This window comes from Bradyrhizobium vignae (genome assembly GCF_900324035.1).
Taxonomy (GTDB): Bacteria; Pseudomonadota; Alphaproteobacteria; order Rhizobiales; family Xanthobacteraceae; genus Bradyrhizobium; species Bradyrhizobium vignae.
Genome location: NZ_LS398110.1, coordinates 211,509 through 235,237, shown reverse-complemented (window position 1 = coordinate 235,237; position 23,729 = coordinate 211,509). Strand labels below are relative to the sequence as shown.

The 23,729-nt window shown below is 64.4% G+C and carries 26 protein-coding genes; 17 read left to right on the top strand and 9 right to left on the bottom strand.

What is annotated here, in order from left to right; all coding sequences use genetic code 11:
• Positions 1 to 93 precede the first annotated feature (93 nt).
• The 3 genes from BRAD3257_RS01150 to BRAD3257_RS01140 form a co-directional block, all read right to left on the bottom strand.
• Complete coding sequence (locus BRAD3257_RS01150; protein WP_162500054.1) at positions 94 to 687, bottom strand: cytochrome b/b6 domain-containing protein; 594 nt, start codon at positions 685 to 687, stop codon at positions 94 to 96.
• Positions 688 to 700: 13 nt separating this feature from the next.
• Entirely contained in the window at positions 701 to 979 is a 279-nt protein-coding gene (locus BRAD3257_RS01145; RefSeq protein ID WP_122400288.1) for a PepSY domain-containing protein, read from the bottom strand.
• Between the two features lie 202 nt (positions 980 to 1,181).
• On the bottom strand, positions 1,182 to 1,532 hold the full coding sequence (locus tag BRAD3257_RS01140) for a hypothetical protein (RefSeq protein ID WP_122400287.1): 351 nt from the start codon (positions 1,530 to 1,532) through the stop codon (positions 1,182 to 1,184).
• Between the two features lie 95 nt (positions 1,533 to 1,627).
• Between BRAD3257_RS01140 and BRAD3257_RS01135 the strand changes: the two genes are divergently transcribed.
• Together BRAD3257_RS01135 and BRAD3257_RS01130 are read left to right on the top strand one after the other, a co-directional pair.
• Positions 1,628 to 2,158, top strand: coding sequence for a TetR/AcrR family transcriptional regulator (locus BRAD3257_RS01135; RefSeq protein WP_122406313.1), 531 nt, complete (start codon positions 1,628 to 1,630; stop codon positions 2,156 to 2,158).
• A 58-nt stretch (positions 2,159 to 2,216) separates the two neighbouring features.
• Positions 2,217 to 2,414 (top strand): Trm112 family protein, encoded by a 198-nt coding sequence (locus tag BRAD3257_RS01130; protein ID WP_122400286.1) that lies wholly within the window; start codon positions 2,217 to 2,219, stop codon positions 2,412 to 2,414.
• Between the two features lie 232 nt (positions 2,415 to 2,646).
• Here BRAD3257_RS01130 and BRAD3257_RS01125 read toward each other — a convergent pair whose 3' ends face one another.
• Positions 2,647 to 3,867: a ubiquinone biosynthesis hydroxylase gene (locus tag BRAD3257_RS01125; protein ID WP_122400285.1), complete on the bottom strand. Its 1,221-nt coding sequence runs from the start codon at positions 3,865 to 3,867 to the stop codon at positions 2,647 to 2,649.
• A 203-nt stretch (positions 3,868 to 4,070) separates the two neighbouring features.
• Between BRAD3257_RS01125 and tesB the strand changes: the two genes are divergently transcribed.
• On the top strand, positions 4,071 to 4,931 hold the full coding sequence (gene tesB, locus BRAD3257_RS01120; RefSeq protein WP_122400284.1) for an acyl-CoA thioesterase II: 861 nt from the start codon (positions 4,071 to 4,073) through the stop codon (positions 4,929 to 4,931).
• Between the two features lie 3 nt (positions 4,932 to 4,934).
• Here the strand turns inward: tesB and BRAD3257_RS01115 are convergent, their stop codons facing one another.
• Positions 4,935 to 5,819 carry a DUF4339 domain-containing protein gene (locus tag BRAD3257_RS01115; protein WP_122400283.1) on the bottom strand — a complete coding sequence of 295 codons (885 nt, stop codon included), beginning with the start codon at positions 5,817 to 5,819 and terminating at the stop codon, positions 4,935 to 4,937.
• A gap of 238 nt (positions 5,820 to 6,057) precedes the next feature.
• Between BRAD3257_RS01115 and BRAD3257_RS01110 the strand changes: the two genes are divergently transcribed.
• The 12 genes from BRAD3257_RS01110 (at position 6,058) to xth (ending at position 17,803) form a co-directional block, all read left to right on the top strand.
• Complete coding sequence (locus BRAD3257_RS01110; RefSeq protein WP_122400282.1) at positions 6,058 to 6,396, top strand: P-II family nitrogen regulator; 339 nt, start codon at positions 6,058 to 6,060, stop codon at positions 6,394 to 6,396.
• 69 nt (positions 6,397 to 6,465) lie between these two features.
• Complete coding sequence (locus BRAD3257_RS01105) at positions 6,466 to 7,764, top strand: ammonium transporter (protein WP_122400281.1); 1,299 nt, start codon at positions 6,466 to 6,468, stop codon at positions 7,762 to 7,764.
• A gap of 65 nt (positions 7,765 to 7,829) precedes the next feature.
• Positions 7,830 to 8,144, top strand: a complete 315-nt coding sequence (locus BRAD3257_RS01100; protein WP_122400280.1) for an ArsR/SmtB family transcription factor — start codon at positions 7,830 to 7,832, stop codon at positions 8,142 to 8,144.
• Between the two features lie 11 nt (positions 8,145 to 8,155).
• A complete protein-coding gene (locus tag BRAD3257_RS01095; RefSeq protein ID WP_122400279.1) occupies positions 8,156 to 8,512 on the top strand; it encodes an SRPBCC family protein in 357 nt (118 codons plus the stop codon).
• A gap of 41 nt (positions 8,513 to 8,553) precedes the next feature.
• Positions 8,554 to 9,156, top strand: coding sequence for an ATP-dependent Clp protease proteolytic subunit (locus BRAD3257_RS01090; RefSeq protein WP_122400278.1), 603 nt, complete (start codon positions 8,554 to 8,556; stop codon positions 9,154 to 9,156).
• Positions 9,157 to 9,587: 431 nt separating this feature from the next.
• Positions 9,588 to 9,926, top strand: a complete 339-nt coding sequence (locus tag BRAD3257_RS01085) for a P-II family nitrogen regulator (RefSeq protein WP_008142813.1) — start codon at positions 9,588 to 9,590, stop codon at positions 9,924 to 9,926.
• Positions 9,927 to 9,963: 37 nt separating this feature from the next.
• Positions 9,964 to 11,412, top strand: coding sequence for an ammonium transporter (locus BRAD3257_RS01080; protein WP_122400277.1), 1,449 nt, complete (start codon positions 9,964 to 9,966; stop codon positions 11,410 to 11,412).
• Between the two features lie 206 nt (positions 11,413 to 11,618).
• Positions 11,619 to 12,023: a GFA family protein gene (locus BRAD3257_RS01075; protein WP_122406312.1), complete on the top strand. Its 405-nt coding sequence runs from the start codon at positions 11,619 to 11,621 to the stop codon at positions 12,021 to 12,023.
• 222 nt (positions 12,024 to 12,245) lie between these two features.
• On the top strand, positions 12,246 to 13,460 hold the full coding sequence (locus BRAD3257_RS01070) for an aminotransferase class I/II-fold pyridoxal phosphate-dependent enzyme (protein WP_122400276.1): 1,215 nt from the start codon (positions 12,246 to 12,248) through the stop codon (positions 13,458 to 13,460).
• Positions 13,461 to 13,469: 9 nt separating this feature from the next.
• A complete protein-coding gene (locus BRAD3257_RS01065; RefSeq protein WP_122400275.1) occupies positions 13,470 to 15,947 on the top strand; it encodes a DNA translocase FtsK in 2,478 nt (825 codons plus the stop codon).
• A 152-nt stretch (positions 15,948 to 16,099) separates the two neighbouring features.
• Entirely contained in the window at positions 16,100 to 16,855 is a 756-nt protein-coding gene (locus BRAD3257_RS01060) for an outer membrane lipoprotein carrier protein LolA (protein ID WP_122406311.1), read from the top strand.
• Positions 16,856 to 16,987: 132 nt separating this feature from the next.
• A complete protein-coding gene (gene xth, locus BRAD3257_RS01050) occupies positions 16,988 to 17,803 on the top strand; it encodes an exodeoxyribonuclease III (protein WP_122400273.1) in 816 nt (271 codons plus the stop codon).
• A gap of 66 nt (positions 17,804 to 17,869) precedes the next feature.
• On the opposite strand, the gene BRAD3257_RS01045 is transcribed toward xth, so the two are convergent.
• Together BRAD3257_RS01045 and BRAD3257_RS01040 are read right to left on the bottom strand one after the other, a co-directional pair.
• Positions 17,870 to 18,313: a cyclic nucleotide-binding domain-containing protein gene (locus tag BRAD3257_RS01045; protein WP_122400272.1), complete on the bottom strand. Its 444-nt coding sequence runs from the start codon at positions 18,311 to 18,313 to the stop codon at positions 17,870 to 17,872.
• Positions 18,314 to 18,371: 58 nt separating this feature from the next.
• The gene (locus tag BRAD3257_RS01040) at positions 18,372 to 19,058 is read right to left on the bottom strand and encodes a response regulator transcription factor (protein ID WP_008142830.1); all 687 of its coding nucleotides are present in this window, start codon (positions 19,056 to 19,058) and stop codon (positions 18,372 to 18,374) included.
• A 201-nt stretch (positions 19,059 to 19,259) separates the two neighbouring features.
• Between BRAD3257_RS01040 and BRAD3257_RS01035 the strand changes: the two genes are divergently transcribed.
• Complete coding sequence (locus BRAD3257_RS01035; RefSeq protein WP_162500053.1) at positions 19,260 to 19,829, top strand: L,D-transpeptidase family protein; 570 nt, start codon at positions 19,260 to 19,262, stop codon at positions 19,827 to 19,829.
• Between the two features lie 261 nt (positions 19,830 to 20,090).
• On the opposite strand, the gene BRAD3257_RS01030 is transcribed toward BRAD3257_RS01035, so the two are convergent.
• Positions 20,091 to 20,780 carry a YggS family pyridoxal phosphate-dependent enzyme gene (locus BRAD3257_RS01030; protein WP_122400270.1) on the bottom strand — a complete coding sequence of 230 codons (690 nt, stop codon included), beginning with the start codon at positions 20,778 to 20,780 and terminating at the stop codon, positions 20,091 to 20,093.
• A gap of 107 nt (positions 20,781 to 20,887) precedes the next feature.
• Here BRAD3257_RS01030 and BRAD3257_RS01025 point away from each other — a divergent pair, with 107 nt between their 5' ends.
• Positions 20,888 to 22,591: a diguanylate cyclase domain-containing protein gene (locus BRAD3257_RS01025; RefSeq protein ID WP_122400269.1), complete on the top strand. Its 1,704-nt coding sequence runs from the start codon at positions 20,888 to 20,890 to the stop codon at positions 22,589 to 22,591.
• On the opposite strand, the gene BRAD3257_RS01020 is transcribed toward BRAD3257_RS01025, so the two are convergent.
• Complete coding sequence (locus BRAD3257_RS01020) at positions 22,588 to 23,634, bottom strand: GGDEF domain-containing protein (protein ID WP_174221621.1); 1,047 nt, start codon at positions 23,632 to 23,634, stop codon at positions 22,588 to 22,590. The two genes, BRAD3257_RS01025 and BRAD3257_RS01020, sit on opposite strands and share 4 nt — an antisense overlap.
• Between the last annotated feature and the right edge of the window lie 95 nt (positions 23,635 to 23,729).

The following is a 23,729-nucleotide window of genomic DNA, read 5'->3' as shown; positions in this document are numbered from 1 at the left end:
TGACGCCAGTTGGGGGTGGTTGTGCGGGTTAAGACGGCTCCGCCCCGTGAAACTACGTAGCCCTGTGGCTGCTCGGGAACTCGACCGGTTCGCTTAGAGATGATGCCGGATCCGCTTGCGGCCGGTGATCATCGCCCGGATCAGGTTCTCGCGCTGAAGAAGTCCCATCAGCAGCACGCCGAGCACGTGCAGCACCACCAGCACGATGACCGCATCCGATGAATAATGGTGGGTGTCCTCGACCCACCAGAGGCCGAAGAAGGTCACGGTCACCGACATCGCGCCCGTGATCGCCGAGACGGCGACCGCGAGCAGCAGCGCCACCAGCATCATCGTGCCGGCGGGATTGAGTCCGATATAGCGGCCGGTGATGCCGCGGCGCAGATTCCAGAGATAGCGGGGCGCGACAAGGAGCCGGACGCCGACCATGCGGAAACGAGAGTAGCGACCGCCCCAGAAACCCCAGACGAGACGGAAGACGAGAAGCCCAAGGACCGTATAGCCGACGATGCGATGCAGCCGGTCATAGACGGTGGGCGTGAACCACGCGGCCAGGATGCTGGCCGCGAAAGCCCAGTGCCAGAGTCGCAGCGGCAGATCCCAGACTGCGACCGTCCGCGGAGCGGTTCGATCCGCAGGGGGCCGGTCGGCCGGCCCGCGCGCTTCTGGCACCGCTTTTTCGATCAAGCCGGGATGATCCTTACTTGGCGATCGTGTGCTTCAGGCTGAGATCTTCGGGGCTGTAGAACAGCTCGTAGAGCTTGCCTTCCTTGACGCCGTAGACCTCGTAGCACGAGCCTTCGATCTTGGAGCGCCGCACCTCATAGCCCAGCGCCTTGGCCTTGGCTTCGGCTTCGCTGGCCGGCTTCCACGACGCCTTGTCGAGCTTGGTGCAATCCTTGAAACCGTCGGCCAAGGCCGTCGATCCCGCGCCGATTCCGATCGTCAGTGCAATGGCAACAACACGAATGACCTTCACGAACTCTCCTCCTCTCGTGGACGCGCCGCGAAGCCGCGGAGCGCACCGAAGGAAGCAAAGAAGGCGGTGAAGTCAATCGCGTACGGCCCTGGTTCGCTTTAGATAACCTCTAACATGCGCGAAAACATGAGAGCTCTCTGCGCACAATGCGGATTTGGCCCCGCCGCTGCAGCCTTACGCCTCACGGACCGGATGCGCGGCGCTAGTAGCCTGCGACCGCGAGCGCGACGACTGCCCCCATGCCGACCCAACCGAAATGGCGGCCACGCGTGGCGAAAGCATTGGCGAGGGCTGCAAAGCCGAACACGATGGCGAGCGTGGCGACGATCCAGTGCCGGGCGAGGCTCGATTCCAGCCGCGGCGCAACCAGCAGCAGCACGCCGCCGCCGATCCACGCCACGGTGCCGGCCTGCCATACCAGTCGGATCAGCGTGCGCAGGCGCGGCGGCTCGATGCTGGCGCGGGCGAATACCTTGCTCTCGCCGAGTACGCCGTGGATCAGCGCGATGAGGATCGCGACGGCTCCGGAACATTGCAGGAGAAGGTCTCGCATCGGGCATGCTCCATCCGTACAGCACTGTATGGATATGCACCCACTTGCCCGCGGCTGTCAATACACTAATGTATGGCCTCCATCCGGAGCCAGGCATGACCGAGCAGCTTTCCGCCGACGACTGGATCAAGGAGGGTTTGAAGGCGCTCGGCAAGAACGGCTTCACGGCGCTGAAGGCCGATCCGCTCGCCAAGTCAATGGGTGTTTCGCGCGGCAGCTTCTATTGGCATTTCGCCGATCTGGCCGGGTTTCACGCTGCCGTGCTGAAGCGCTGGCGCGAGATCGCGGCCGAGCAGATCATCGCAGATGTCGAAGCCGCCAGCGACGAGCCGCTCAAGATGCTGCTGTGGAGATCCTTTGGCGCGCGGCTCGACCTCGAGCGCGCGGTGCGCAACTGGGCCGCGTTCGATGCGACGGCGCAAGCGGCGGTGCGCGCAATCGATCGCCGCAGGCTCGACTATATCGAGGCGCTGCTGGAAAAGCGTGGGCTGGCTCCGGCGACGGCGCAGGCCCGCGCGCAGATCCTCTATTGGACATTCCTCGGTTCCGCCCTGTCAGGCCCGCCGCTGCCGGCGGCGCGGCTTCAGGCCGTGCTCGACGAGCTCCTAGGGATGCTCGTCGCTTAGACCCGTGATGCCGGACGCGAATTTCTGTGCTAAAGGCAGCCGACTGCCGGAGACCCCCATGAACGTGCCCACCGAACGTCCCGAAGCCAGCGTCGACCCCAAATTGCTGGAGATCCTGGTCTGCCCGCTGACCAAGGGCCCGCTGGAGTTCGATTCGGCCAAGCAGGAGCTGATCTCGCGCAGCGCCAAGCTCGCCTATCCAATCCGCGACGGCATCCCGATCATGCTGCCGGAAGAGGCGCGCAAGATCGATTGAAGCTTGCGTAGCCGGTCGCTCGTTTGGAGCAATGCCGGCGCCACATCCTCGGTGTCGGCCCTGCGAAGGCCGGGACCCGTTACCACCGAATTGCGCTGTTGCGCGAGCTGGTCACCTCGAGTCTTCGCAACACTCTTGCTGCGGAGTATGGGTCCCGGATTGCGCGCTTGGGGCGCGCTTGTCCGGGACGACGCGAAGAGAGTGAGGCGCGAGCGCTCTCTAAACTTGCGCCTTACAACGCCTCGCCCTTCAGCAGCCGCGGCACTTCGCCGGTGAGGCCGGCGGCCTGGCGGATGAAGAGGTTCTTCAGCGGCGGGGCGCGGTCGACGAGGCCGAGGCCGATGTCGCGCACCGTGCGCAACAGCGTCGACTGATTGGAGAACAGGAAGTTCAGCGAGTTGGTGGCGACGCCCATCGCCATGGTGTCGAAGCGGCGCCAGCGCTGGTAGCGTTCGAGCACGTCCGCCGCGCCGAGATCCATGCCGAGCCGCGCGGCATCGACCACGACCTCGGCCAGCGCCGCGACGTCCTTCAGCCCCATGTTGAGGCCCTGGCCGGCAATGGGGTGGATGACGTGGGCGGCATCGCCGACCAGCGCGAGGCGCTCGGCGACGAATGAACGCGCGACGAAATAGGACAGCGGAAACGCGCGCGGCTTGTCGAGCACCTTCACCTCGCCGAGATGCAGGCCGAAACGCTGCTCGAGTTCGCTGTGAAATTCCTCGTCACTGAGCCCGATGATGCGCGCGGCCTCGGCTCGGCGCTCGGTCCATACCAGCGAGGAGCGCTTGCCCGAGAGCGGCAGGATCGCGAAGGGACCTGCCGGCAGGAAGTGTTCTTCGGCGCGGCCTTCGTGATCGCGTTCATGGCCGACGGTGACGACGATACCGGACTGATCGTACTCCCAGCCATGGGTGACGATACCGGCGCGCTCGCGCAGTCTTGACCGCGCGCCATCGGCGGCGACCAAGAGGCTGGCTGCGATCACGCTGCCGTCGCCAAGCGTCACGTCGATGCCATCGGAGCGCCCGTCGTAAGACACGACCGTGGTGGCGCGAAGATCGATGCCCTCGGCCTCGGCGCGCACCACCAGCGCATCGATCAGGCGGCGGTTCTCGACCATATGCGCAAACGGCTCGCCCGGCGCGACATCGCCGGCGAAGTTGAGGAACACCGGACGGGTGGCGTCCTCGAGCTTGGAATCCGTGACGACCATGTCGAGGATCGGCTGCGCCTCGCCCCTGACGTCGTCCCAGGCACCAATCGCCTCGAACAGGCGGCGGCACGCGGCGACGATCGCGGTGGCGCGCGGGTCCCGGCTCGGCCGCGTGCTGAACGCGGGATCGGCGACGATGACGGGAATCTCGGGGCCGAGCCCCTGGCGTAGCGCCAGGGCCAGCGCGAGCCCCGCAAACGCGCCGCCACCTATGACAATGCTACCCTGTACCGACATACCAAGCTTCCCGGTCAATTCTCGGTCTTGCTAGCAGACTTGAGCTGGGCGAAACAGTGCGGTGAAACAAGGGCGGAACGGCCTCGTTCCGTCATTCCGGGGCGCCTCGAAGAGGCGAACCCGGAATCTCGCTCAACAACTTCTGGATTCCGGGTTCGCGCTCACGCGCGTCGCGGAACGACGACGAAAGCGAAAGCGCGCCGATGTCCAAAAGCCTGATCGACCTGATCTCGATCCTCGACCTCGAACAACTCGAGGTGAATTTGTTCCGTGGCAACAGCCCGAAGACGAGCTGGCAGCGGGTGTTCGGCGGCCAGGTGATCGGGCAGGCGATGGTTGCCGCCTGCCGCACCGTCGAGGGCCGGCTGCCACATTCGCTGCATTGCTATTTCATCCTCCCGGGCGATCCGCAGATCCCGATCATCTACCAGGTCGAACGCCTGCGCGACGGCAAGAGCTACTCGACCCGCCGCGTCACCGCGATCCAGCATGGCAACGCGATCTTCTCGATCATGGTGTCGTTCCACGCCGACGAGGAGACTTCATTCGATCATCAGGACAAGATGCCTGATGTGCCGCCGCCGGAGAAGCTCACGGCGGAGGAGGTGGCGAAGCAGCCGATGTTCAAGGAGATGCCGGAGTTCATCCGCCGCTACTATGAATCGGATCGGCCGATCGAGCTGCGTCCGGTCGAGCTCGGCCGCTATTTCGGCCAGAAGATCGAGGACGGCCGCATTCACGTCTGGATCAAGACCGCCGCGAAGCTGCCAGACGATCCGGCGCTGCATATGTGCGCGCTCGCCTACGCCTCCGACTTCTCGCTGCTTGATGCGATCATGGCGCGCTACGGCCGCACGCTGTTCGACAAGCGAATGATGCCGGCGAGCCTCGATCACGCGATGTGGTTTCACCGCCCGTTCCGCGCCGACGAATGGCTGCTCTACGCGCAGGATTCGCCGAGCGCGCAATCGGGCCGCGGCCTGACCCGCGGCTCGATCTTCAAGCCCGACGGCACGCTGGTGGCGTCCGTTGCGCAGGAAGGCTCGGTCCGCGAGCGGAGATAGCGCTCAATAGGCGCGAGCGGCCGCCCCGCGGTCGACCAGCGCGAATTGCGACACGAACCAGCAGCCGTACCAGCGCAGCATCCACGGAATCGGGATGATCAAGCTGCAAGCCAGCGTGAACACCACCGATCGCCACAGGATCTGCCAGCCACTGCCATTGAAGACGACCTCGCGCCGCGTGCCCTCGATGTTCCGGCAATTCCAGCGCATCCAGAACGCGATCACCCAGGCCCAGCCGATGATGGTGATGGTCGAGATCATCATCAGCAGATACCAGCCGACATAGCCGATCGCGCTGCCCTGGAACGAAAGCGGCAGGCGCTCGCCGTTCGAGGTGAGATTGGCGACGATCCAGCGCAGGATCACCCAGGCGAGGAACGCATTGGCGATCGCTGCAAGGAGCGGCGCGAACGAGATGCCGGTGGCGCCGGCGTAAGTCAGGAGCGCGTTCAGCATCAGCGCCCACCAAATGTCCATCGGTTGGCCGGCGAAACCAAAATTCGGCCGGCCGGGCACCTGGATGTGCGAGGTGATGTACTGGTAGAACCAGACGGTGGCCCAGGGCGCGGGGATCACCAGCAGGATGCCGATCACGAACACGATGCTGCGGCCGAGAAGACCGAACGCGCTGAAATCAGCCGTCAACGATCCGTCGGCGGCACCGCCATAGCCACCGCCACCCATCATCGGCGGACCGCCGGCCGGAACCATCGGAGGAGCGCCGCCGAGCAGGCCCGGAATCTCGGCGGCCTTCTGCCAGCCGGCCATGCCCTCGGTCCAGACCAGCGTGTCTGGACGGACGATGCCCTGGGCGATGAGATCGCGGAACTGCCCTTCCGCAAAGGGCCCCTGCTGCTTGCCCTCGGATGCGTAGAACCAGCTCGCCATGAAACGTCCCCCTCGAACATAATTATGTACCGGCCGGGACGCTTCGGTTCACCGCATCCATGCCAAAAATGCATTGTGAAGGATCAACGGATGCCCTGTACAGAGGCGGCCGTTCGCATGGCGAGACGTTTTTCCGCTTCAACCTGCAACTTTTTTGTGCCATTTGCCCGGAAAGATGCCAGATTGACGCGGCGCCGGGGACATACGGCGCGGCGCATCCCGGGGAATAGGCCTGACCATGAAACTCGTCGTCGCGATCATCAAACCCTTCAAGCTCGATGAGGTCCGCCAGGCCCTGACGGCGATCGGCGTCCACGGCATGACCGTGACCGAGGTGAAGGGCTATGGCCGCCAGAAGGGTCACACCGAGATCTATCGCGGCGCGGAATATGTCGTGAACTTCCTGCCGAAGCTGCGGATCGAGATCGCCGTCGCCTCCGATGTCGCCGACAAGGCCGTGAGCGTGATCAGCGCCACCGCGCGCACCGGGCAGATCGGCGACGGCAAGATCTTCGTGACACCGATCGACCACGCGCTACGCATCCGCACCGGCGAGACCGACAGCGACGCGCTCTAAACACACCTCTTCGATCGCACGCGTCGATGCCGTTGCGTGCCAATCAATTTCGATGCCGGGGGAAATGACATGGCGGGACTGTTGCGCCGCGTAGCCATCATGGCTGCGCCGATCGGATGCGTGTCGATGATGGCTTCGCCGGCGCGCGCGGCCTCCGAGATCAACACCGCCGATACCGCCTGGATGATCGTCGCTACCGCGCTGGTGCTGATGATGACGATCCCGGGGCTCGCGTTGTTCTATTCCGGCATGGTGCGCAAGAAGAACGTGCTCGCCACCATGGCGCAGAGCCTCGCCGCGGTGACGCTGATTTCCATTCTCTGGGTCGCGTTCGGCTATTCGCTCTGCTTCGTCGGCGACGGACCGTGGATCGGCACGCTCGACCGTTGGTTTCTCGCCGGCATGACCATGGACAGCGTCAACCCTGCTGCGAAGACCATCCCGGAATCGCTTTTCATGCTGTACCAGATGACGTTTGCGATCATCACGGTGGCGCTGGTCGCAGGCTCGGTTGCCGACCGCATGCGATTCTCGGCGTATCTGTTGTTCTCGGTCGCCTGGTTCATCTTTGTTTACATTCCGCTGGCGCATTGGGTGTGGGGCGGCGGCTTCCTCGCCAGCACGGGCGTTTTGGATTTCGCCGGCGGCCTCGTCGTGCACCTGTCGGCCGGCACCGGCGGCCTCGTCGCGGCCAAGGTGATGGGGCGCCGTCACGGCTACGGCACCGAGAATCTCTCGCCGTTCGATTTGTCGCTCGCCGTGATGGGCACCGGCCTGTTGTGGGTCGGCTGGTTCGGCTTCAACGGCGGCTCGGCGCTCGGCGCGAACTCGCGCGCGGTGATGGCGATCACCGCCACTCATCTTGCGGCCTGCGCGGGCGCGCTGACCTGGGGCGCGATCGAATGGTCGACGCGGCGCAAGCCCTCCGTGCTCGGCATGATCTCCGGCGCGGTGGCCGGGCTCGGCACCATCACGCCAGCCTCCGGCTTCGTCGCGCCCTGGCACGGCATCGTCATCGGCGTCATCGCCGGTGCGGTCTGCTACTGGGCCTGTACCTGGCTGAAGCACCGCTTCAACTATGACGATTCGCTCGACGTCTTCGGTGTCCACGGCATCGGCGGCCTGACCGGTACCCTGCTCGGCGGCGTATTCGCGACCAGCGCCATCGGCGGCACCGCCGGCCTGCTGGAGGGCCATCCCCAGCAGATCCTGATCCAGTTCTACGGGGTCGCCGTTACCTTCGTCTGGTCGGCGGGCGTCAGTTTCGTTCTGCTCAAGCTGGTCGGCCTGTTCGTGCCCTTGCGCGTAACCCGTGAGCATGAGCTCGAGGGACTCGATATCTCGCAGCACGGCGAAGCGCTTCAGTAAGCTATCGGCTGCCCGACCTTCATTCCGGGCTTGCACGACACATAAGCATGTGCTTATGTGTCGTCATGACCGAAGCCGACATCTTCAAGGCGCTGGCAGACCCGACACGCCGCAAGGTCTTTGAGAGGCTCGCTGGCGGAAGCCTGAATGCCAGCGCGTTGCGCGATGGATTGGAGATCAGCCAGCCAGCGATGTCGCAGCATCTGTCGGTGCTGCGCGCGGCAGGTCTCGTGCGCGAGCAGCGGCAGGGCCGCTTTGTCAATTACGAAGTCGACCCGGACGGAATTGTCGCCATCGGGGCATGGCTCGCGCGCTATCGCGCCTATTGGCCGAAGCGTATGGAAGCACTTGCCGATCTCCTGAAGGATATGGACCAATAAGGACTGGCTCAATGAGCGACGCCGCAAAGCCTGATCGTCCGAACGAAGCGCTCGTGCTCGAATTCGATTTCGATGCACCGCCAACAAAGGTCTGGCGCGCCGTGACCATTCCCGAATTGCGCGAGCGCTGGTTGCCGGATTGCGATCTTGCGGGCGCCGAGCCGGAATCGTCGATCGCGGGCGAGGAGGTGCGCTACCGGCTTCGCGATTCCGAACCGCCGTTTCGCGAAAGCCACGTCATCTTCCGGATCGAACCGAACGAGGACGGCGGCACCCACTTTCGCATCATCCAGCAGGCCTGCGACATCGGCGCAAAGCTGCCGCAAGCCGCCAACAGCAATTGCTGCGTGATGCGCGCGGCGGCTTAACACCAAACGGACTTCATCCCCTGCAGACATGGAGGTCGCCGATGCGCGACATGCTTCAGCTCGTCCCTATGGTCGTCGAACAATCCGCCCGCGGCGAACGATCCTTCGACATCTACTCGCGGCTTTTGCGCGAGCGGATCATCTTCCTCAACGGCGAGGTCAATGATGCGATGTCGGGCCTCGTCTGCGCGCAGCTCTTGTTTCTGGAAGCGGAGAACCCGAACAGGCCGATCAATCTCTACATCAATTCCTATGGCGGCGTGGTCACCAGCGGCCTCGCGATGTACGACACGATGCAATTCATCAAGGCGCCGGTTCATACGCTGTGCATGGGCACCGCGCGTTCGATGGGCTCGTTCCTGCTGATGGCCGGCGAGCCCGGGCACCGCGCGGCCCTGCCGAACGCCAGCCTTCACGTCCATCAGCCACTCGGCGGCTTTCAGGGCCAGGCATCCGACATTCTGATCCATGCCAACGAGATGCAGGAAACCAAGCGACGCATCATCCGGCTCTATGCGCGGCATTGCGGGCGGTCCGAGGAGGAGGTGGAACGGACGCTGGACCGCGACCACTTCATGACTGCGCAGCAAGGCGTCGAATGGGGATTGATCGATCGGGTTTTTGCGGCGCGCGACGCCGCCTGATCGACCCAATCGCGGCTTTCGGCCCCAGGCTTGGATCAGGAAGTCCGGCCTGCAGCGCGTATCGCGTGAGCAGGAACCTGAGAGGTGGATGGTTTGCAGCAGGGCGAAGCCCTGCGATAGGCACGTGCGCTACGTAATTACCTTCCCGCTGCCCGGCACGTGAGCAACATTGTGTCGACGGCCTGTCGTGCCCGAGATTTGAGCAGACGTGACCACGTTTTGAGCGCGACGTAATAGCGCACCGCAGCGCAATAGCCGTCAACCGCGAAAACGCCCGTTTTCATAATCCGTTAGGCAATGAGGCTGATCTGGCACGGCATTTGATTCTAAGGGGTCCGGCTGTGCCCGCGTAGTGAAAATTCTCCCTCGTGGCGAACCAGTCGAGAAACGCCCGGCCACGTCCGGACCGGGCCCAAGCGGGGATAGGACCCATGAAAATTGTTATGGCGATTATCAAGCCATTCAAGCTTGAAGAAGTCCGTGACGCCCTGACCGCCATCGGCGTTCACGGTCTCACGGTGACGGAAGTCAAGGGATATGGCCGCCAGAAGGGCCATACGGAAATCTATCGCGGCGCCGAATATGCCGTGAGCTTCCTGCCCAAGATCAAGATCGAGGTCGCTGTCGCCTCCGACCAGGTCGACAAGACCATCGACGCCATCACGTCCGCGGCGAAAACCGGACAGATCGGCGACGGCAAGATCTTCGTCATCAATCTCGACCATGCGGTTCGCATCCGCACCGGCGAGGCCGATGCCGCGGCCCTCTGACTTCGCGCTCAACCTTATCCAATCAGGAGTAAACAATATGACGTTCAAGCGTCCCTATGGCGCGGGATTGGCGGCTCTCGCAGTCGGCCTGTTCGCTGCGACCGCAGCCTACGCCGAGCCAACGGTCAACAAGGGAGACAACGCCTGGATGCTGACATCGACAGTGCTGGTGCTGTTGATGACGATCCCCGGTCTCGCGCTGTTCTACGGCGGCCTCGTCCGTTCCAAGAACATGCTCTCGGTACTGATGCAGGTGTTCTACACCGTCTGCGTCGTCACCGTGATCTGGGCCGTGTACGGCTACAGCCTCGCCTTCACCGGCGGCTCCGACTTCATCGGCGGCTTCTCCAAGGCCTTCATGATGGGCGTCACCACCGACTCGAAGGCCGCGACCTTCTCGGTCGACGCCAACATCTCGGAGCTCATCTATATGTGCTTCCAGATGACCTTCGCGGCGATCACGCCCGCCCTCATCGTCGGCGCCTTCGCCGAGCGCATGAAGTTCTCGGCCATCGCTCTCTTCATTCCGCTCTGGGTCACGCTGATCTACTTCCCGATCGCGCACATGGTCTGGTACTGGCCCGGCCCGGACGCGATCCAGGATGCGGCCAAGGCGCTGGCTGCGGCGGGTGATGCGGCGGCGAAGACCGCGGCGCAGGCCAAGCTCGACGAGATCAACGCCGACGCCGGCTGGATCTTCAAGAAGGGCGCGATCGACTTCGCGGGCGGCACGGTGGTGCACATCAACGCCGGCATCGCAGGCCTCGTCGGCGCTCTCCTGATCGGCAAGCGCGTCGGCTACGGCAAGGAGCTGATGGCTCCGCATTCGCTGACCATGTCGATGATCGGCGCCTCGCTGCTCTGGGTCGGCTGGTTCGGCTTCAACGCCGGCTCCAACTTGGAGGCCAACGGCGGCGCTGCGCTCGCCATGACCAACTCCTTCGTCGCCACCGCAGCCGCCGCGCTGTCGTGGATGTTCGCGGAGTGGATCGTGAAGGGTCATCCGTCAGTGCTCGGCGTCATCTCCGGCGCTGTCGCGGGTCTCGTGGCCGTCACGCCCGCTGCCGGCTTCGCCGGCGTGATGGGTGCGATCGTCCTCGGCCTCGTCGTCGGCGTGGTCTGCCTGTTCTTCTGCACCGTCGTGAAGAACGCGCTCGGCTACGACGACTCCCTCGACGTGTTCGGCGTACACTGCATCGGCGGCATCGTCGGCGCCCTCGGCACCGGCATTCTGGTCAACCCGGCGCTCGGTGGTGCGGGCATCATCGACTACACCGCCATCCCGCCCAAGGTTGCCGATTACGACTTCGCGGCGCAGATGATCTCCCAGCTCTGGGGCGTCTGCACCACGCTCGTGTGGTCGGGCGTCGGCTCGGCGATCCTCTACAAGGTCGTCGATGTGATCGTTGGCCTCCGCGCCAATGTCGAGAGCGAGCGTGAAGGCCTCGACATCACCGAGCACACCGAGCGCGCCTACAACATGTAACCGTCTCCTCCCGGGCGCGGTCTCCTCTGGAAGATCGCGTCCACAACTACGGTTCGGGCACATACCCGGCAATGCCCTGACCGTTGAGGGGCTCCAGCGCAAGCTGGAGCCCCTTTCTTTTGATCGGCGCGTTGAAGAAAAAGATTGCCATTCCGCGAAGCCGGCGCAGAAATATCGACCTCAAGAACAACAATCGGGAGGTCGTCATGCGTTTGGAAGGCGGATGCTATTGCGGCGAGGTGCGCTATGTCGCCGAGGGCGACCCGATGATGCAGGCGCAGTGCCATTGCCGCGAGTGCCAATACATCTCGGGCGGCGCACCCAACACCTTCATCGCGATGCCGGCGGCAGGCTTCACCTACATCACCGGCCAACCGAAGCAGTTCAGGCGCAAGGATCTCGAACGCGCCGTCACGCGCGAGTTCTGCGCCGAATGCGGCACGCACCTCGTGACCAAGGTTCCAGGCCTGCCGGCCGCAGTCGTGAAGGTTGGCACACTGGACGAGCCGGAAAAATTCAAGCCGCAGATGGCGATCTACACCTGCGACATGCAGGAGTTCCACACCATCCCCGCAGGCATGAAGACCTTCGAGAAGCTGCCGGGGCACTAAGACCGAGCCGCGAAGGCGGTGCGCCCCCTCCCGCAAGCAAGCGGGAGAGGTGGGAGCCGCCATGCATCCCGTTGCAATCCGGTCCCATTATTCCCGCTCTGGACGGGAGCGGCGGCCGATGGTTAATCGCGTCTTAACCTCGCCCTATCTATGGTGAACTGAACCGCTTCCCGCCGGCGCCTATGGTAGCGACCGGCCGTTCCAAGAGTGCTGGCGTCAAGAATGGCTATGACCGCTTCATCCCGTGCGCCGCAGGCCAGTGGAAGCTCCGATTCCGAGCGCTCGCCTTTCGTCCGGTTGAATGAGCTTTTGGCCCCGCATCAGCCGGGCAAGCCCTTGATTTCGCTTGCGGTCGGCGAGCCCCAGCATCCCGTGCCCGACTTCGTCGGCCCAGTGCTGGCCAAGCACATCGCCGAATTCGGCCGTTACCCCGCGAACAAGGGCACCGACCCGTTCCGCCACGCCGCCGGCGCCTGGCTGTCGTCGCGATTCAAGCTGCCGCGGCCGCTCGACCCCGAGAGCGAGATTCTCGTCCTCAATGGCAGCCGCGAGGGGCTGTTCCTCGCCGCGATGGCGGCCGCGCGCTATGTCGGCCCGCGCCCCGGCAAGCCTGCGATCCTGATGCCGAACCCGTTCTATCCGGTCTATGGCGCCGGCGCGCTCGCAGCCGCTTGCGAGCCGGTCCATCTGCCGACAACGGTCGAGAACGGCTTCCTGCCCGATCTCGACGCCATCGATGAGGCGACGCTGGCGCGCACGGTGGCGTTCTATCTGGCCTCGCCCGCCAATCCGCAGGGCTCGGTCGCGAGGCCCGACTATTTCAAGCGACTGAAGCAGCTCGCCGATCGCTACGGCTTCGTGATCCTGAGCGACGAGTGCTATTCCGAGATCTACACCCGAGAGGCCCCCGGCAGCGCGCTGGAATGTGCCGGTCCCGGTTTCACCCGCGTCGTTGCGTTCCAGTCGCTGTCGAAGCGCTCCAACCTGCCGGGCCTGCGCGTCGGCTTCGCCGCCGGCGACAAGAAATTCATCGGCATGTTCCTCGAGCTGCGCAACATCGCCGCGCCCCAGGTGCCGGTGCCGCTCCAGCATGTCGCGACCGTCGCCTATGGCGACGCGGCGCATGTCGAGGAGAACCGCAGGCTCTACCGGATCAAGTTCGATCTCGCCGACCAGATCATCGGCAATCGTTACGGCTATCGCCGCCCCGATGCCGGCTTCTGCGTCTGGCTCAACACCTCAGAAGTCGGCGACGACGTGTCGGTGACACTCAAGCTCTTCAAGGAAGCAGGCGTGCGCGTGGTGCCCGGCAGCTTCTTGGCGCGACAGCAGCCCGACGGATTCAATCCCGGCGCGGGCTACATCCGCCTCGCGCTGGTGCAGGATGGCGAGACGACGGCGCAGGCGCTGCACCGTCTGGTCGAGACTCTGGGTTAGGCGGGGCCCGTGAGCATGTCGGCAATCGAACGTGTCATTCCACTGGTCGCTCATCTGCCGCCCTCGATCCGCGAGGGGCTGGCGCGGCGCATGCGCGAGCTTACCGGGCTTGGCATGATCGCGCTGGCAGGTGTCGCCTCGGCGGCGCTGATGACGTGGTCGGTGCAGGATCCCAGCCTCAGCCACGCCACCTCGCGGCCGATCCGCAACATTCTCGGCTATGCCGGTGCCATCGGCGCCGACCTTGCGATGCAGATCCTCGGGCTCGGCGCGATCATGCTGGTGCTGACGGTTGCGGTCTGGGGCTGGCGCATGATGACGCATCGCCCGTTCGACCGCGAGGCGCTGCGGCTCGGCTCCTGGATTCTCTGCACGGTGATCGCGGCGGGCTTCGTCAGCTGCTGGCCGCATGGCGGCGCATGGCCGCTGCCGACCGGACTCGGCGGCGTGGTCGGCGATGCCCTGGTGCGCGCGCCCGCCGTGATTTTCGGACCGGCCGGCACGATCTATCGCATGGTGCTGGGCACGATCCTGTTCGCCGCGATGGCCGCGACCTTCCTGATCGCCTGCGGCCTCGGCGCACGCGAGCACGACGACGAGCTTGCGGAGATCGAGAATGACGACAAGCCGCTCGACGAGGACGAGGAGAGCGATCGCGGCTCCGTGTCGCTGGGCTGGCTGTTCCATGCGCTGATGAGCACGAAGGCCCGGCTGATCTGGCTACTGGGCGCTGCCTACCGCGCGCTGGTCTCGAGCGGACCGAAGACCAAGGCCGCTCAGTTCAGCCGCCAGGAGCCGAATCTCGGCGGCGGCCGCGCCGCACCCTCGATCTCGCCGCAGGCCGAGGACGAGGACTACGAAGACGAGCACGAGGAAGAAGAGGTCGAGGAGGAGGAAGAGGAGGAGCCCGCCGCGCGCGCCCCGAAGAAGAGGGCTGCGACGAAGGCCGCTTCCAAGAAATCCTCCGACAAGTTCGATCTTCCGTCCGTCTCCATGTTGGCCGCGCCGAAGGCTGGCGATCGCCAGCCGCTGAGCAAGGCCGAACTGGAGACCAATTCCCGTTCGCTCGAAGGCGTGCTGCAGGATTTCGGCGTGCGCGGCGAGATCGTGAAGGCCAATCCGGGCCCCGTGGTCACGCTGTACGAGCTGGAGCCGGCGCCCGGCATCAAGTCCTCGCGCGTGATCGGTCTTGCCGACGACATCGCCCGCTCGATGAGCGCGCTCTCGGCCCGCGTCGCCGTCGTGCCCGGCCGCAACGCGATCGGCATCGAGCTGCCGAACGCGCATCGCGAGAAGGTTTACCTGCGCGAATTGCTGGTGGCGAAGGAAGCGACCGACACGGTCGCGAAGCTGCCGCTCTGCCTCGGCAAGACCATCGGCGGCGAGCCCGTCATCATCGACCTCGCCCGCACGCCGCACATGCTGATCGCCGGCACCACCGGCTCGGGCAAGTCGGTCGCGATCAACACCATGATCCTCAGCCTGGTCTACCGGCTGCGCCCTGATCAGTGCCGGCTGATCATGGTCGATCCGAAGATGCTCGAACTCTCCGTCTATGACGGCATTCCCCATCTGCTCACGCCCGTCGTGACCGACCCCAAAAAGGCGGTGGTCGCGCTGAAATGGGCCGTGCGCGAGATGGAGGAGCGCTACAAGAACATGGCCAAGCTCGGTGTGCGTAACATCGACGGCTACAACACGCGCCTGCTCGAATTGAAGGCCAAGGGCGAGGAGCCGACGCGCACGGTGCACACCGGCTTCGACAAGGAGACCGGCAAGGCGATCTACGAGGAAGAGAAGCTCTCGCTCGATCCGCTGCCCTACATCGTCATCATCGTCGACGAAATGGCCGACTTGATGATGGTCGCCGGCAAGGACATCGAAGGCGCGGTGCAGCGTCTCGCGCAGATGGCGCGCGCCGCCGGCCTGCACGTGATCCTGGCGACGCAGCGCCCGTCGGTCGACGTCATCACCGGCACCATCAAGGCGAACTTCCCGACCCGCATTGCCTTCCAGGTCACCTCCAAGATCGACAGCCGCACCATCCTCGGCGAGATGGGCGCCGAGCAGCTGCTCGGCCAGGGCGACATGCTCTACATGGCCGGCGGCGGCCGCATCAGCCGCGTGCACGGTCCGTTCGCTTCCGACGAGGAAGTCGAGAAAGTGGTGCGTCACCTCAAGACGCAGGGGCAGCCGGAATATCTCGAAGCCGTCACCGCAGAAGAGCCGACCGAGGACGAGGACGGCGCCGTGTTCGACGCCACCGGCATGGGCGGGGATGGCGGCGGCGATCTATTCCAGCAGGCGGTTGCGATCGTCAAACGCGATCGCAAGGCTTCGACCAGCTACATCCAGCGCCGCCTGCAAATCGGCTATAATCGCGCCGCGTCTCTGATGGAGCGCATGGAACTGGAAGGCATCGTCGGTCCCGCCAACCACGCCGGCAAGCGCGAGATTTTGGTCGAGGAAGAAGACAGCCATATGTGAGGCGAGGAGCCTCTGAAACCTAATTTCACGCAAAATCGATATCTGCTTTTGCCCGAAATCACGCTAAAAGGCGCCCAGCCATACAGGACGACGCGTTGATCAGACATCCGGACATTCGATTCGCTGCCCTCATCGCCGCGCGAAGCGCGCGCGTGGCCGGCGTGCTTCTCGTCACCGCCGCGATGGCGACCGGTGCGACGCTCGCGCAGACCGTGCCGGTGCCGAAGCCTGCGCCGAAGGGCCGCGATGGCGCTCCGGCCGGCGGTGGCCCAGCCGTCACCGGCGCGACGCAGACCCCGCCGAATCCGGTGATTCCGGATCCGCGGCGCAACGTGCCGAGCAGCATCTTCCAGACCTTCGATGCCAACCAGAAGGCACAGGCCGCCAAGGTCAGCGCCTATCTGTCGTCGCTTCAGACATTGGTCGGGAATTTCGTCCAGGTCGGCCCCGACGGCAGCAAGACGCAGGGCGATTTCTACATCCAGAAGCCGGGCAAGGTACGCTTCGAATATGACGCGCCGAGCCCGATCGACATCATCGCCGACGGTTCGTCCCTGGTGGTGCGCGATCGCAAGCTCGCGACCCAGGACGTCTATCCGCTGTCGCAGACGCCGCTGCGCTTTCTCTTGTCCGACCGCATCGACCTGATGAAGGACACCAACGTCGTCAACGTCTCGGCCGACGACGTCTATGTCAGCGTCACCATCGAGGAGAAGCAGGCGCTGGTCGGCACCAGCCGGCTGCTCCTGATGTTCGGTGCCAAGGACGGCCAGCTCAAGCAGTGGACCGTCACCGATCCGCAGGGCTATGACACCACGATCGCGGTCTACAATCTGGATTCGAGCAAGAAGCTCGATCCCAGCATGTTCAAGATCGATTTCACCAATTACGGCCCGTCGCCGGGTTGAGAGCTGATGGGTTGCTCCGACGGTCGTCATGCCCGGGCTTGTCCCGGGCATCCACGTTTTGGGTGCTACAAAAAGGCGTGGATGGCCGGGTCAAGCCCGGCCATGACGGATGGAGTTTGTTAGATCGTCCCCATGCGTCTTTCCCTGACAACCTGGAACATCAATTCGGTGCGGCTGCGCATCGATCTGGTCGCGAAATTTGTCAAGAGCGCGCGACCGGAGGTGCTGTGCCTGCAGGAGACCAAGTGCATCGACGACGCCTTTCCGATGAAGCGCTTCAAGCGGCTCGGCTACGAGCACGTCGCGCTGAACGGTCAGAAGGGCTATCACGGCGTCGCCATCGTCTCGAAGATTCCGTTCGAATCGAAGGACATCCGCACCTTCTGCGATAAGGTGGATTCGCGGCACATCTCGGTGTCGTTCGGCGAGAACGCGGGCATCGCAAAGCCGCTGGTGCTGCATAATTTCTACGTGCCCGCGGGCGGCGACATTCCCGATCCCGCGCTGAACGAGAAATTCGACCACAAGCTTCGCTTCCTCGACGAGATGACGGCGTGCGAGCCGCTGCATCCGCGCGGTGAGGATCGCCATATCCTGGTCGGCGATCTCAACGTTGCCCCGCACGAGAACGACGTCTGGTCGCACAAGCAGCTTCTGAAAGTCGTCTCGCACACGCCCGTCGAAACCGAGAAGCTGAAGGCGGCACTCGCCGCCGGCGAATGGGTCGACGTCGCGCGCGAGCGCATTCCGATGTCGGAGAAGGTCTATACGTGGTGGAGCTACCGCTCCGCCGACTGGACCGTCGGTGACCGCGGCCGCAGGCTCGATCACATCTGGGTCTCGCGCGCGCTGAAAGACGCGGTGCAGGATTTCAGGATTCTGCGCGACGCGCGCAGCTGGGAGCGGCCGTCGGATCACGTGCCTGTCACGGTGACGCTGGAGGTGTGAGGCCCTGTCATTGCGGGGCGCGCGGAGCGCGAGCTGTGGTGCGCCCGGAATGACGAGCGGAGAGAGCTACGACGTCAGCTTCGCGCCCGCCATCAAGATATCGCTGGCGATCTGGCTGGAGCGCACCGCGAATTCGTCGCGCAGGCGTACGGCCGCGGCGGGATCGCTTTCGAGCACACGCTGGAACAGGCTGCGCGCGACGCGGATGACGGAGGAATGCTCCAGCGCGATCGCGCTCGACGGCCGCTTCATCGGCACCACCAGCGCGAGCTCGCCGATCAGCGCGCCGGGACCTGCGATCATCTCGGCGCCGGCGCCGTCCTCAACCCGGAAGGCGCCGCGCTGGACCACGAAGCCGGCATCGGCGGCGTCGCCGAGATTGAACAGGACGTCGCCGCGGACGAAATCGCGCTGCTCGGAACCGATCGCCAGCATGCGCAACGAGGCGTCTCCCAACAGCCGCAGTGTCGGGACACGCTCGAGAAGCGCTACGTCGTCGTCGATTGACATTCAGGTCCGAGGCTCAAGGGCACGCCATCTAAAACGATTCGCGCGCCCCCGAAGCGTATCACGGCACCAGCTTGTAGCCACCGGCTTCCGTGACCAGGATTTCCGGGTTGGCCGCATCCTTCTCGATCTTCTGGCGAAGGCGGTAGATGTGGGTTTCCAGCGTATGGGTGGTGACGCCGGAATTATAGCCCCAGACCTCCTGGAGCAGGGTCTCGCGCGACACCGGCATCTGGCCGGCGCGGTAAAGGAAACGCAGAATGGCGGTTTCCTTCTCGGTGAGGCGGACCTTGCGCGCATTGGCCGCGGTCAGCATCTTCGAGCCCGGGCGGAAGGAGTAGGGGCCGACCGAGAACACCGCGTCCTCGCTGGCCTCGTGCTGGCGAAGCTGGGCGCGGATGCGGGCCAGCAGAACGGCGAAGCGGAACGGCTTTGCCACATAGTCGTTGGCGCCGGATTCCAGGCCCAAGATCGTGTCGGAATCGGTGTCATGCCCGGTCAGCATGATGATCGGCGCCTTGAAGCCGCCCTTCCGCAAGGAGCGGACAACCTCGCGGCCGTCGGTGTCGGGCAGTCCGACATCCATCAGGACGAGATCGGGAGAATTGGCTTTGGCGGCGCTCGCACCCTTAGCGCCGGTATCGACGGCGGAAGCCTCGAATTCTTCGTGTAGCGATAATTGCTCCACCAACGTATCGCGCAGATCGGTATCGTCATCCACGATCAGGATCTTGCGGGCATTGGCCATGGGGGGTCATCCTTTTAGGTCCGGCTCGGCGCGCATCCATGCCGCACCCAGCCGCGAGGGAAAGTTTAGGGTCGCCGTTATTATTATTGTTCGTGTTGAAGTAGTGGGCTGTTACCGATTCACAAGCCAGAACCACTCTAACTCAGAATATCAGGGCGTTTTGATGAATGTCCTGTAATGAATCCGACATTCCACGTTCACATGAAAAATAAAGCAGCATCAGTTGGTTACGCCAGGAATCGAAGCGCCAGGCCGCTCTCCGCGATCCGTGTTAGGCCTGCCGCCGGCAATCCGCGCAGGGGTTGGCTGACGGCCGGAGCACTGACCATCCCGGTGGCGCTGGGGCGGGGCGGCATTCTGGCCAACAAGCGCGAGGGCGACGGCGGCACCCCCAGGGGCAGCTTCCGTCCGATGCGGTTGTGGTGGCGGGGTGACCGGCACAGCCGGCCCCAGACGTTCTTGCCGACGCGGATGATCACCGGCGTGGACGCCTGGTGCGAGGATCCACGGGATCGTCACTACAACCGGAGCATCCGGCTCGGCGAGGGGCAGGGCGGTGACCGGCTCAAGCGGGCAGACCATCTCTACGACTTCATCGTCGAGATCGACCACAACACGCGACCACGCATCGCCGGCCGCGGCAGTGCGGTGTTCTTGCACCTCGCCCGCGACAATTTCGGCCCGACCGCGGGCTGCGTCTCCATGACCAAATCTGCGATGCTGCAATTGCTGCGGCGCTTGGGCCCGCGAACAAAAATCATCATCGGGTGAGGGGCATGCTCGACGAGGATCCACGGGATCGTCACGACAACCAGATGATCCGGCTCGGCGAGGGGCAGGGCGGTGACATTTGTGTAGGCGCGGCACACTCCGCCATCATTGCGAGCCCATCTCTCTCCACACGTCATTGCGAGGCGCCCTTGCGGCGAAGCAATCCAGAATCTTTCCGCGGAGGGACTCTGGTTTGCTTCGCTTCGCTCGCAATGACGAAATCGACAGAGTTAGGGCAACATCGGCCCTCGCCGACGGCAGCTACCGATGCCCGAAGATCGCGCTGCCGACGCGCACATGGGTAGCGCCCAACATGATGGCGGTCGCAAAATCCGCGCTCATGCCCATCGAGAGATTCTTCAACCCGTTGCGCGCGGCGATCTTTGCGGTCAGCGCAAAATGCGCCGCTGGCGGCTCGTCGACCGGCGGTATGCACATCAGTCCGGAGATCGTCAGCCCATAAGTGTCGCGGCAGCTTGCAAGGAACGCGTCGGCCTCGCCGGGCGCGACGCCGGCCTTCTGCGGCTCCTCGCCGGTATTGATTTGGACGAAGAGCTGCGGGTGCTTGTTCTGGGATTCGATTTCCTTGGCTAATGCTTGGCAAATGCTCGGGCGATCGACCGAATGGATGGCGTCGAACAGCGCGACCGCGTCTTTCGCCTTGTTGGATTGCAGCGGCCCGATCAGATGCAGCGCGATATCGGGGTAAACAGACGTTAACGCCGGCCACTTGCCTTTGGCCTCCTGCACCCGATTCTCGCCGAATACGCGCTGCCCGGCGGCGATAACCGGGGTAATTGCATCCGCCGCGAAAGTCTTGGACACCGCAATCAGCGTCACGGCAGCACGATCACGCTGTGCGTCCCTGCAGGCGCGTGCAATTTCGGCTTCAACCGCGGCAAGCGCGTTTGGTGAATGGCCGGTTACCGGCGCGGCATTGGCTTCTGTCATGACGTCTCTTGGCTGTTCGTAGCCCGGAGTTAAGTCCAATTTTACCGAGTTCAAGAAACAGTTTTTGAACCCTTCGCTTTACCTTAGCCCATGGGGTGGTAGCGAAGATGGCAAGCGTCAGTCTCAACCGCAAACGAGCGAAACTCAAGCAGGTTCTCGGAATCCGGGCGCGGCTCGCGTTGCTCGCGGTGATTCTTGTGGCGCCCTTGATGCTCGAGCGCATCCGTTCGCTCGAAAACACGCGCGCGCGGCAGATCGCGCAAGCTGCGGCCGAATTCACCACGGTGGCAAGGCACAGCGCCGATGCGCAGCGTGAGGTGATCTCGTCGGTCGAGACCATCCTGAAATCGGAAGCCTTCATCCGTGCCTCCGCCGGCGGCATCAGCAAGAGCTGCGACGTGCTGCGCGCTAGTCTGCCGTCGAACCTTCCCTGGATCCGCACGCTTCTGATCGCCGGCCAGGACGGGCGCATCCAATGCGCCACCAACAACATGTATGTCGGCCTCGATCTCAGTGACCGGCCGTACTTCCAGCAGGCACAGGAAACCGGCGGCTTCATACTGAGCGACTTCATCATGTCGCGGCCGGTGCCGTCACCGACGGTCATGGCGGTTTATCCGGTCTCCGCCTTCAGCGGGGTACCTGATGCCGTCGTGCTCGCCACCGTCAATCTCGACTGGATGTCGAAGGTCATGAGCAATCTGGGCGGTCGTGCCGGCATCATCGCGGTGCTGGTCGACAGCGCGGGCACCGTGCTGGCGGCTCCGGCCGATCAGCACAGCGCAGTCGGCCGTCCGCTCGACAACATGCCGCTGATGTCCGCGATCGCCGACAAGGCGCTGCGGTCCGACCAGGACGAGGGTTCACTGTCTTTCCTCGCCGCCGACGGCTCCCGCCGTGCGGTCAGCTTTATCCGCATCGCCGGAACCAATGCCCGCCTGATCGCCAGCATCGACGAAGACAAAGTGTCCGCAGCGGTCAGCCGCGACATCCGCACCGCGTATCTGCAGCTCGCTTTCGTCCTCATGTTCGTCCTGCTCGGCGCGCTGATCGCCGCCGAGAAACTGGTGATCAAGCCGATCGAGATGCTCGCCGACATGGCGAAGCGTCTCGGCGAGGGCGACCTGTCGGCCCGTGCGGCACGCAGTCGGCTGCCGGCCGAGTTCGTGCCTCTCGCCCGCGCGTTCAACGCGATGGCCGCCCAGCTCAGTCAGCGCGAGCGCGAGCTGATCGCGAGCAACGACCGCCTGACGGTGATGGCCTCGATCGACATGCTGTCGGGGCTTGCCAATCGCCGCGGCTTCCAGGGCCGACTCGATTTCGAGTGGATGCGCGCGCAGCAGTACGGCAGCGACCTCGCGCTCCTGATGATCGACGTCGATCATTTCAAGCTGTTCAACGATACCTACGGCCATCTCGAAGGCGATTCCTGCCTGACGCGGCTCGGCGAACAGCTGTCCGGCATTGCCGCCGACACGATGGGGTTTGCGGCGCGCTATGGCGGCGAGGAATTCTGCCTGCTGCTGCCGAACACCGACGTGACGCGCGCCGTTGAGATCGGCGAGCAGGTGCGCGCGGCCGTGCTGAAACTCTGCCTGCCGCACATCACCTCGAACCACATGATCGTCACGGTCTCGATCGGCGTTGCCGCGACAAAGCCGAATGAGACCCTGCGTCCCGGCGACCTGATCGAAGCCGCCGACGCCGCGCTCTACGCCGCCAAGCATCGCGGCCGCAACAACGTCGTCGAGCACGGCGTGCAGGCGATCGAGATCGGCCCGACTGAGATGATGCTGGCGGCTAACGCCTAACCCGCAGCCCCGGCCCGCTCGAGCTCGACCTCGGTCACCACGCGATTGCGGCCGCCGCCCTTGGCGAGATAGAGCGCGCGGTCGCAACGCTCGATCAGATCGGTAATCGCCTCGCCCGCTCGGTACTGCGCCACGCCGATCGACACGCTGATGTTGGGCAGGGTCTCGCCGGACGAGCGGCGCGTGATCGTACATTCGGCGATCGCGCGCCTGATGCGTTCGGCGATCCCGGTGCAAGTGGCGAGATCGGCGTCCGGCAGCACCGCGATCAGCTCCTCGCCGCCATAGCGGGCCGGCAGATCCTGCGCGCGAACCTTTTCGCGCAGCACCTTGGCCATCAGGCGCAGCACCTGGTCGCCGACGCCGTGGCCGAAATTGTCGTTGAAGGACTTGAAGTGGTCGATGTCGAGCAAGAGCACGCTGAGCGGCTCGCCCCATTCCGCAGTCGCCTGCGCCTTGCGCAGGAACTCATCGAGCGCCCGCCGGTTCGCCAGGCCCGTCAACATGTCGGTCCGGGCGCGCTGCTCGGACCTCGACAGCGAATCGCGGATCACGTCGAGCTCGCGGGTCTTTTCCGCGAAGCCTGCCTCCAGCCGTGTCGCCCTTGTGGCGGCCCGCGCCAGCTCGTTCATGAGCTGGGCGACCAGCAGTTTTGGATCGACGCCGGCCCTGCCCTGGTCGGCCACCTGGCTGATGACTTGCATCTGCGAATGATTGTCGGCGATCGCAGTCGCCAGAAACTCCTTCGCGGCCCCCATGAGTGCCTGCAGCCGCTCGGAGGTCTCGACCGCGACGGTACCCACCTGGGGCGCGACATAGGTCTCGAACAGACCCTGATTGGTTCGGGCGTCAAAGGGACGATTGTGGTCGATCAGGAAATCGACGGCGTTGCGAAGATCGTCTTGGGTGCCGGCGAAATACTGGAACCAGACGGCAAAATTGGCGGGGGTCGGTGCAATCCGCTGTTCGGCCATGCTCCGCATCGCCCGCCCGGCGACGGACGCGGCATAGTCGTAATCGGGATCGTCGAAGCTGGAATCCATCGCGTTCATGCGGCCTTGTCGGGCCGCAAATTGGCATCGACCCCTTAATCACACCCCAACGCCAGCCCTCGTAGTTATGCGGAGGCGTGGTCAAA

What these genes read in the sequence shown, in the direction of transcription:
- BRAD3257_RS01085 (WP_008142813.1), top strand. Translation starts at nt 9,588, where the DNA reads ATGAAAATTGTTATGGCGATTATCAAGCCATTCAAGCTTGAAGAAGTC.
- BRAD3257_RS01045 (WP_122400272.1), bottom strand. Translation starts at nt 18,313, where the DNA reads ATGTCAATCGACGACGACGTAGCGCTTCTCGAGCGTGTCCCGACACTG.
- BRAD3257_RS01140 (WP_122400287.1), bottom strand. Translation starts at nt 1,532, where the DNA reads ATGCGAGACCTTCTCCTGCAATGTTCCGGAGCCGTCGCGATCCTCATC.
- BRAD3257_RS01125 (WP_122400285.1), bottom strand. Translation starts at nt 3,867, where the DNA reads ATGTCGGTACAGGGTAGCATTGTCATAGGTGGCGGCGCGTTTGCGGGG.
- BRAD3257_RS01090 (WP_122400278.1), top strand. Translation starts at nt 8,554, where the DNA reads ATGCGCGACATGCTTCAGCTCGTCCCTATGGTCGTCGAACAATCCGCC.
- BRAD3257_RS01030 (WP_122400270.1), bottom strand. Translation starts at nt 20,780, where the DNA reads ATGACAGAAGCCAATGCCGCGCCGGTAACCGGCCATTCACCAAACGCG.
- BRAD3257_RS01020 (WP_174221621.1), bottom strand. Translation starts at nt 23,634, where the DNA reads ATGGATTCCAGCTTCGACGATCCCGATTACGACTATGCCGCGTCCGTC.
- BRAD3257_RS01025 (WP_122400269.1), top strand. Translation starts at nt 20,888, where the DNA reads ATGGCAAGCGTCAGTCTCAACCGCAAACGAGCGAAACTCAAGCAGGTT.
- BRAD3257_RS01070 (WP_122400276.1), top strand. Translation starts at nt 12,246, where the DNA reads ATGGCTATGACCGCTTCATCCCGTGCGCCGCAGGCCAGTGGAAGCTCC.
- BRAD3257_RS01115 (WP_122400283.1), bottom strand. Translation starts at nt 5,819, where the DNA reads ATGGCGAGCTGGTTCTACGCATCCGAGGGCAAGCAGCAGGGGCCCTTT.
- BRAD3257_RS01075 (WP_122406312.1), top strand. Translation starts at nt 11,619, where the DNA reads ATGCGTTTGGAAGGCGGATGCTATTGCGGCGAGGTGCGCTATGTCGCC.
- BRAD3257_RS01035 (WP_162500053.1), top strand. Translation starts at nt 19,260, where the DNA reads ATGAAAAATAAAGCAGCATCAGTTGGTTACGCCAGGAATCGAAGCGCC.
- BRAD3257_RS01135 (WP_122406313.1), top strand. Translation starts at nt 1,628, where the DNA reads ATGACCGAGCAGCTTTCCGCCGACGACTGGATCAAGGAGGGTTTGAAG.
- BRAD3257_RS01105 (WP_122400281.1), top strand. Translation starts at nt 6,466, where the DNA reads ATGGCGGGACTGTTGCGCCGCGTAGCCATCATGGCTGCGCCGATCGGA.
- BRAD3257_RS01040 (WP_008142830.1), bottom strand. Translation starts at nt 19,058, where the DNA reads ATGGCCAATGCCCGCAAGATCCTGATCGTGGATGACGATACCGATCTG.
- xth (WP_122400273.1), top strand. Translation starts at nt 16,988, where the DNA reads ATGCGTCTTTCCCTGACAACCTGGAACATCAATTCGGTGCGGCTGCGC.
- BRAD3257_RS01080 (WP_122400277.1), top strand. Translation starts at nt 9,964, where the DNA reads ATGACGTTCAAGCGTCCCTATGGCGCGGGATTGGCGGCTCTCGCAGTC.
- BRAD3257_RS01095 (WP_122400279.1), top strand. Translation starts at nt 8,156, where the DNA reads ATGAGCGACGCCGCAAAGCCTGATCGTCCGAACGAAGCGCTCGTGCTC.
- tesB (WP_122400284.1), top strand. Translation starts at nt 4,071, where the DNA reads ATGTCCAAAAGCCTGATCGACCTGATCTCGATCCTCGACCTCGAACAA.
- BRAD3257_RS01130 (WP_122400286.1), top strand. Translation starts at nt 2,217, where the DNA reads ATGAACGTGCCCACCGAACGTCCCGAAGCCAGCGTCGACCCCAAATTG.
- BRAD3257_RS01110 (WP_122400282.1), top strand. Translation starts at nt 6,058, where the DNA reads ATGAAACTCGTCGTCGCGATCATCAAACCCTTCAAGCTCGATGAGGTC.
- BRAD3257_RS01100 (WP_122400280.1), top strand. Translation starts at nt 7,830, where the DNA reads ATGACCGAAGCCGACATCTTCAAGGCGCTGGCAGACCCGACACGCCGC.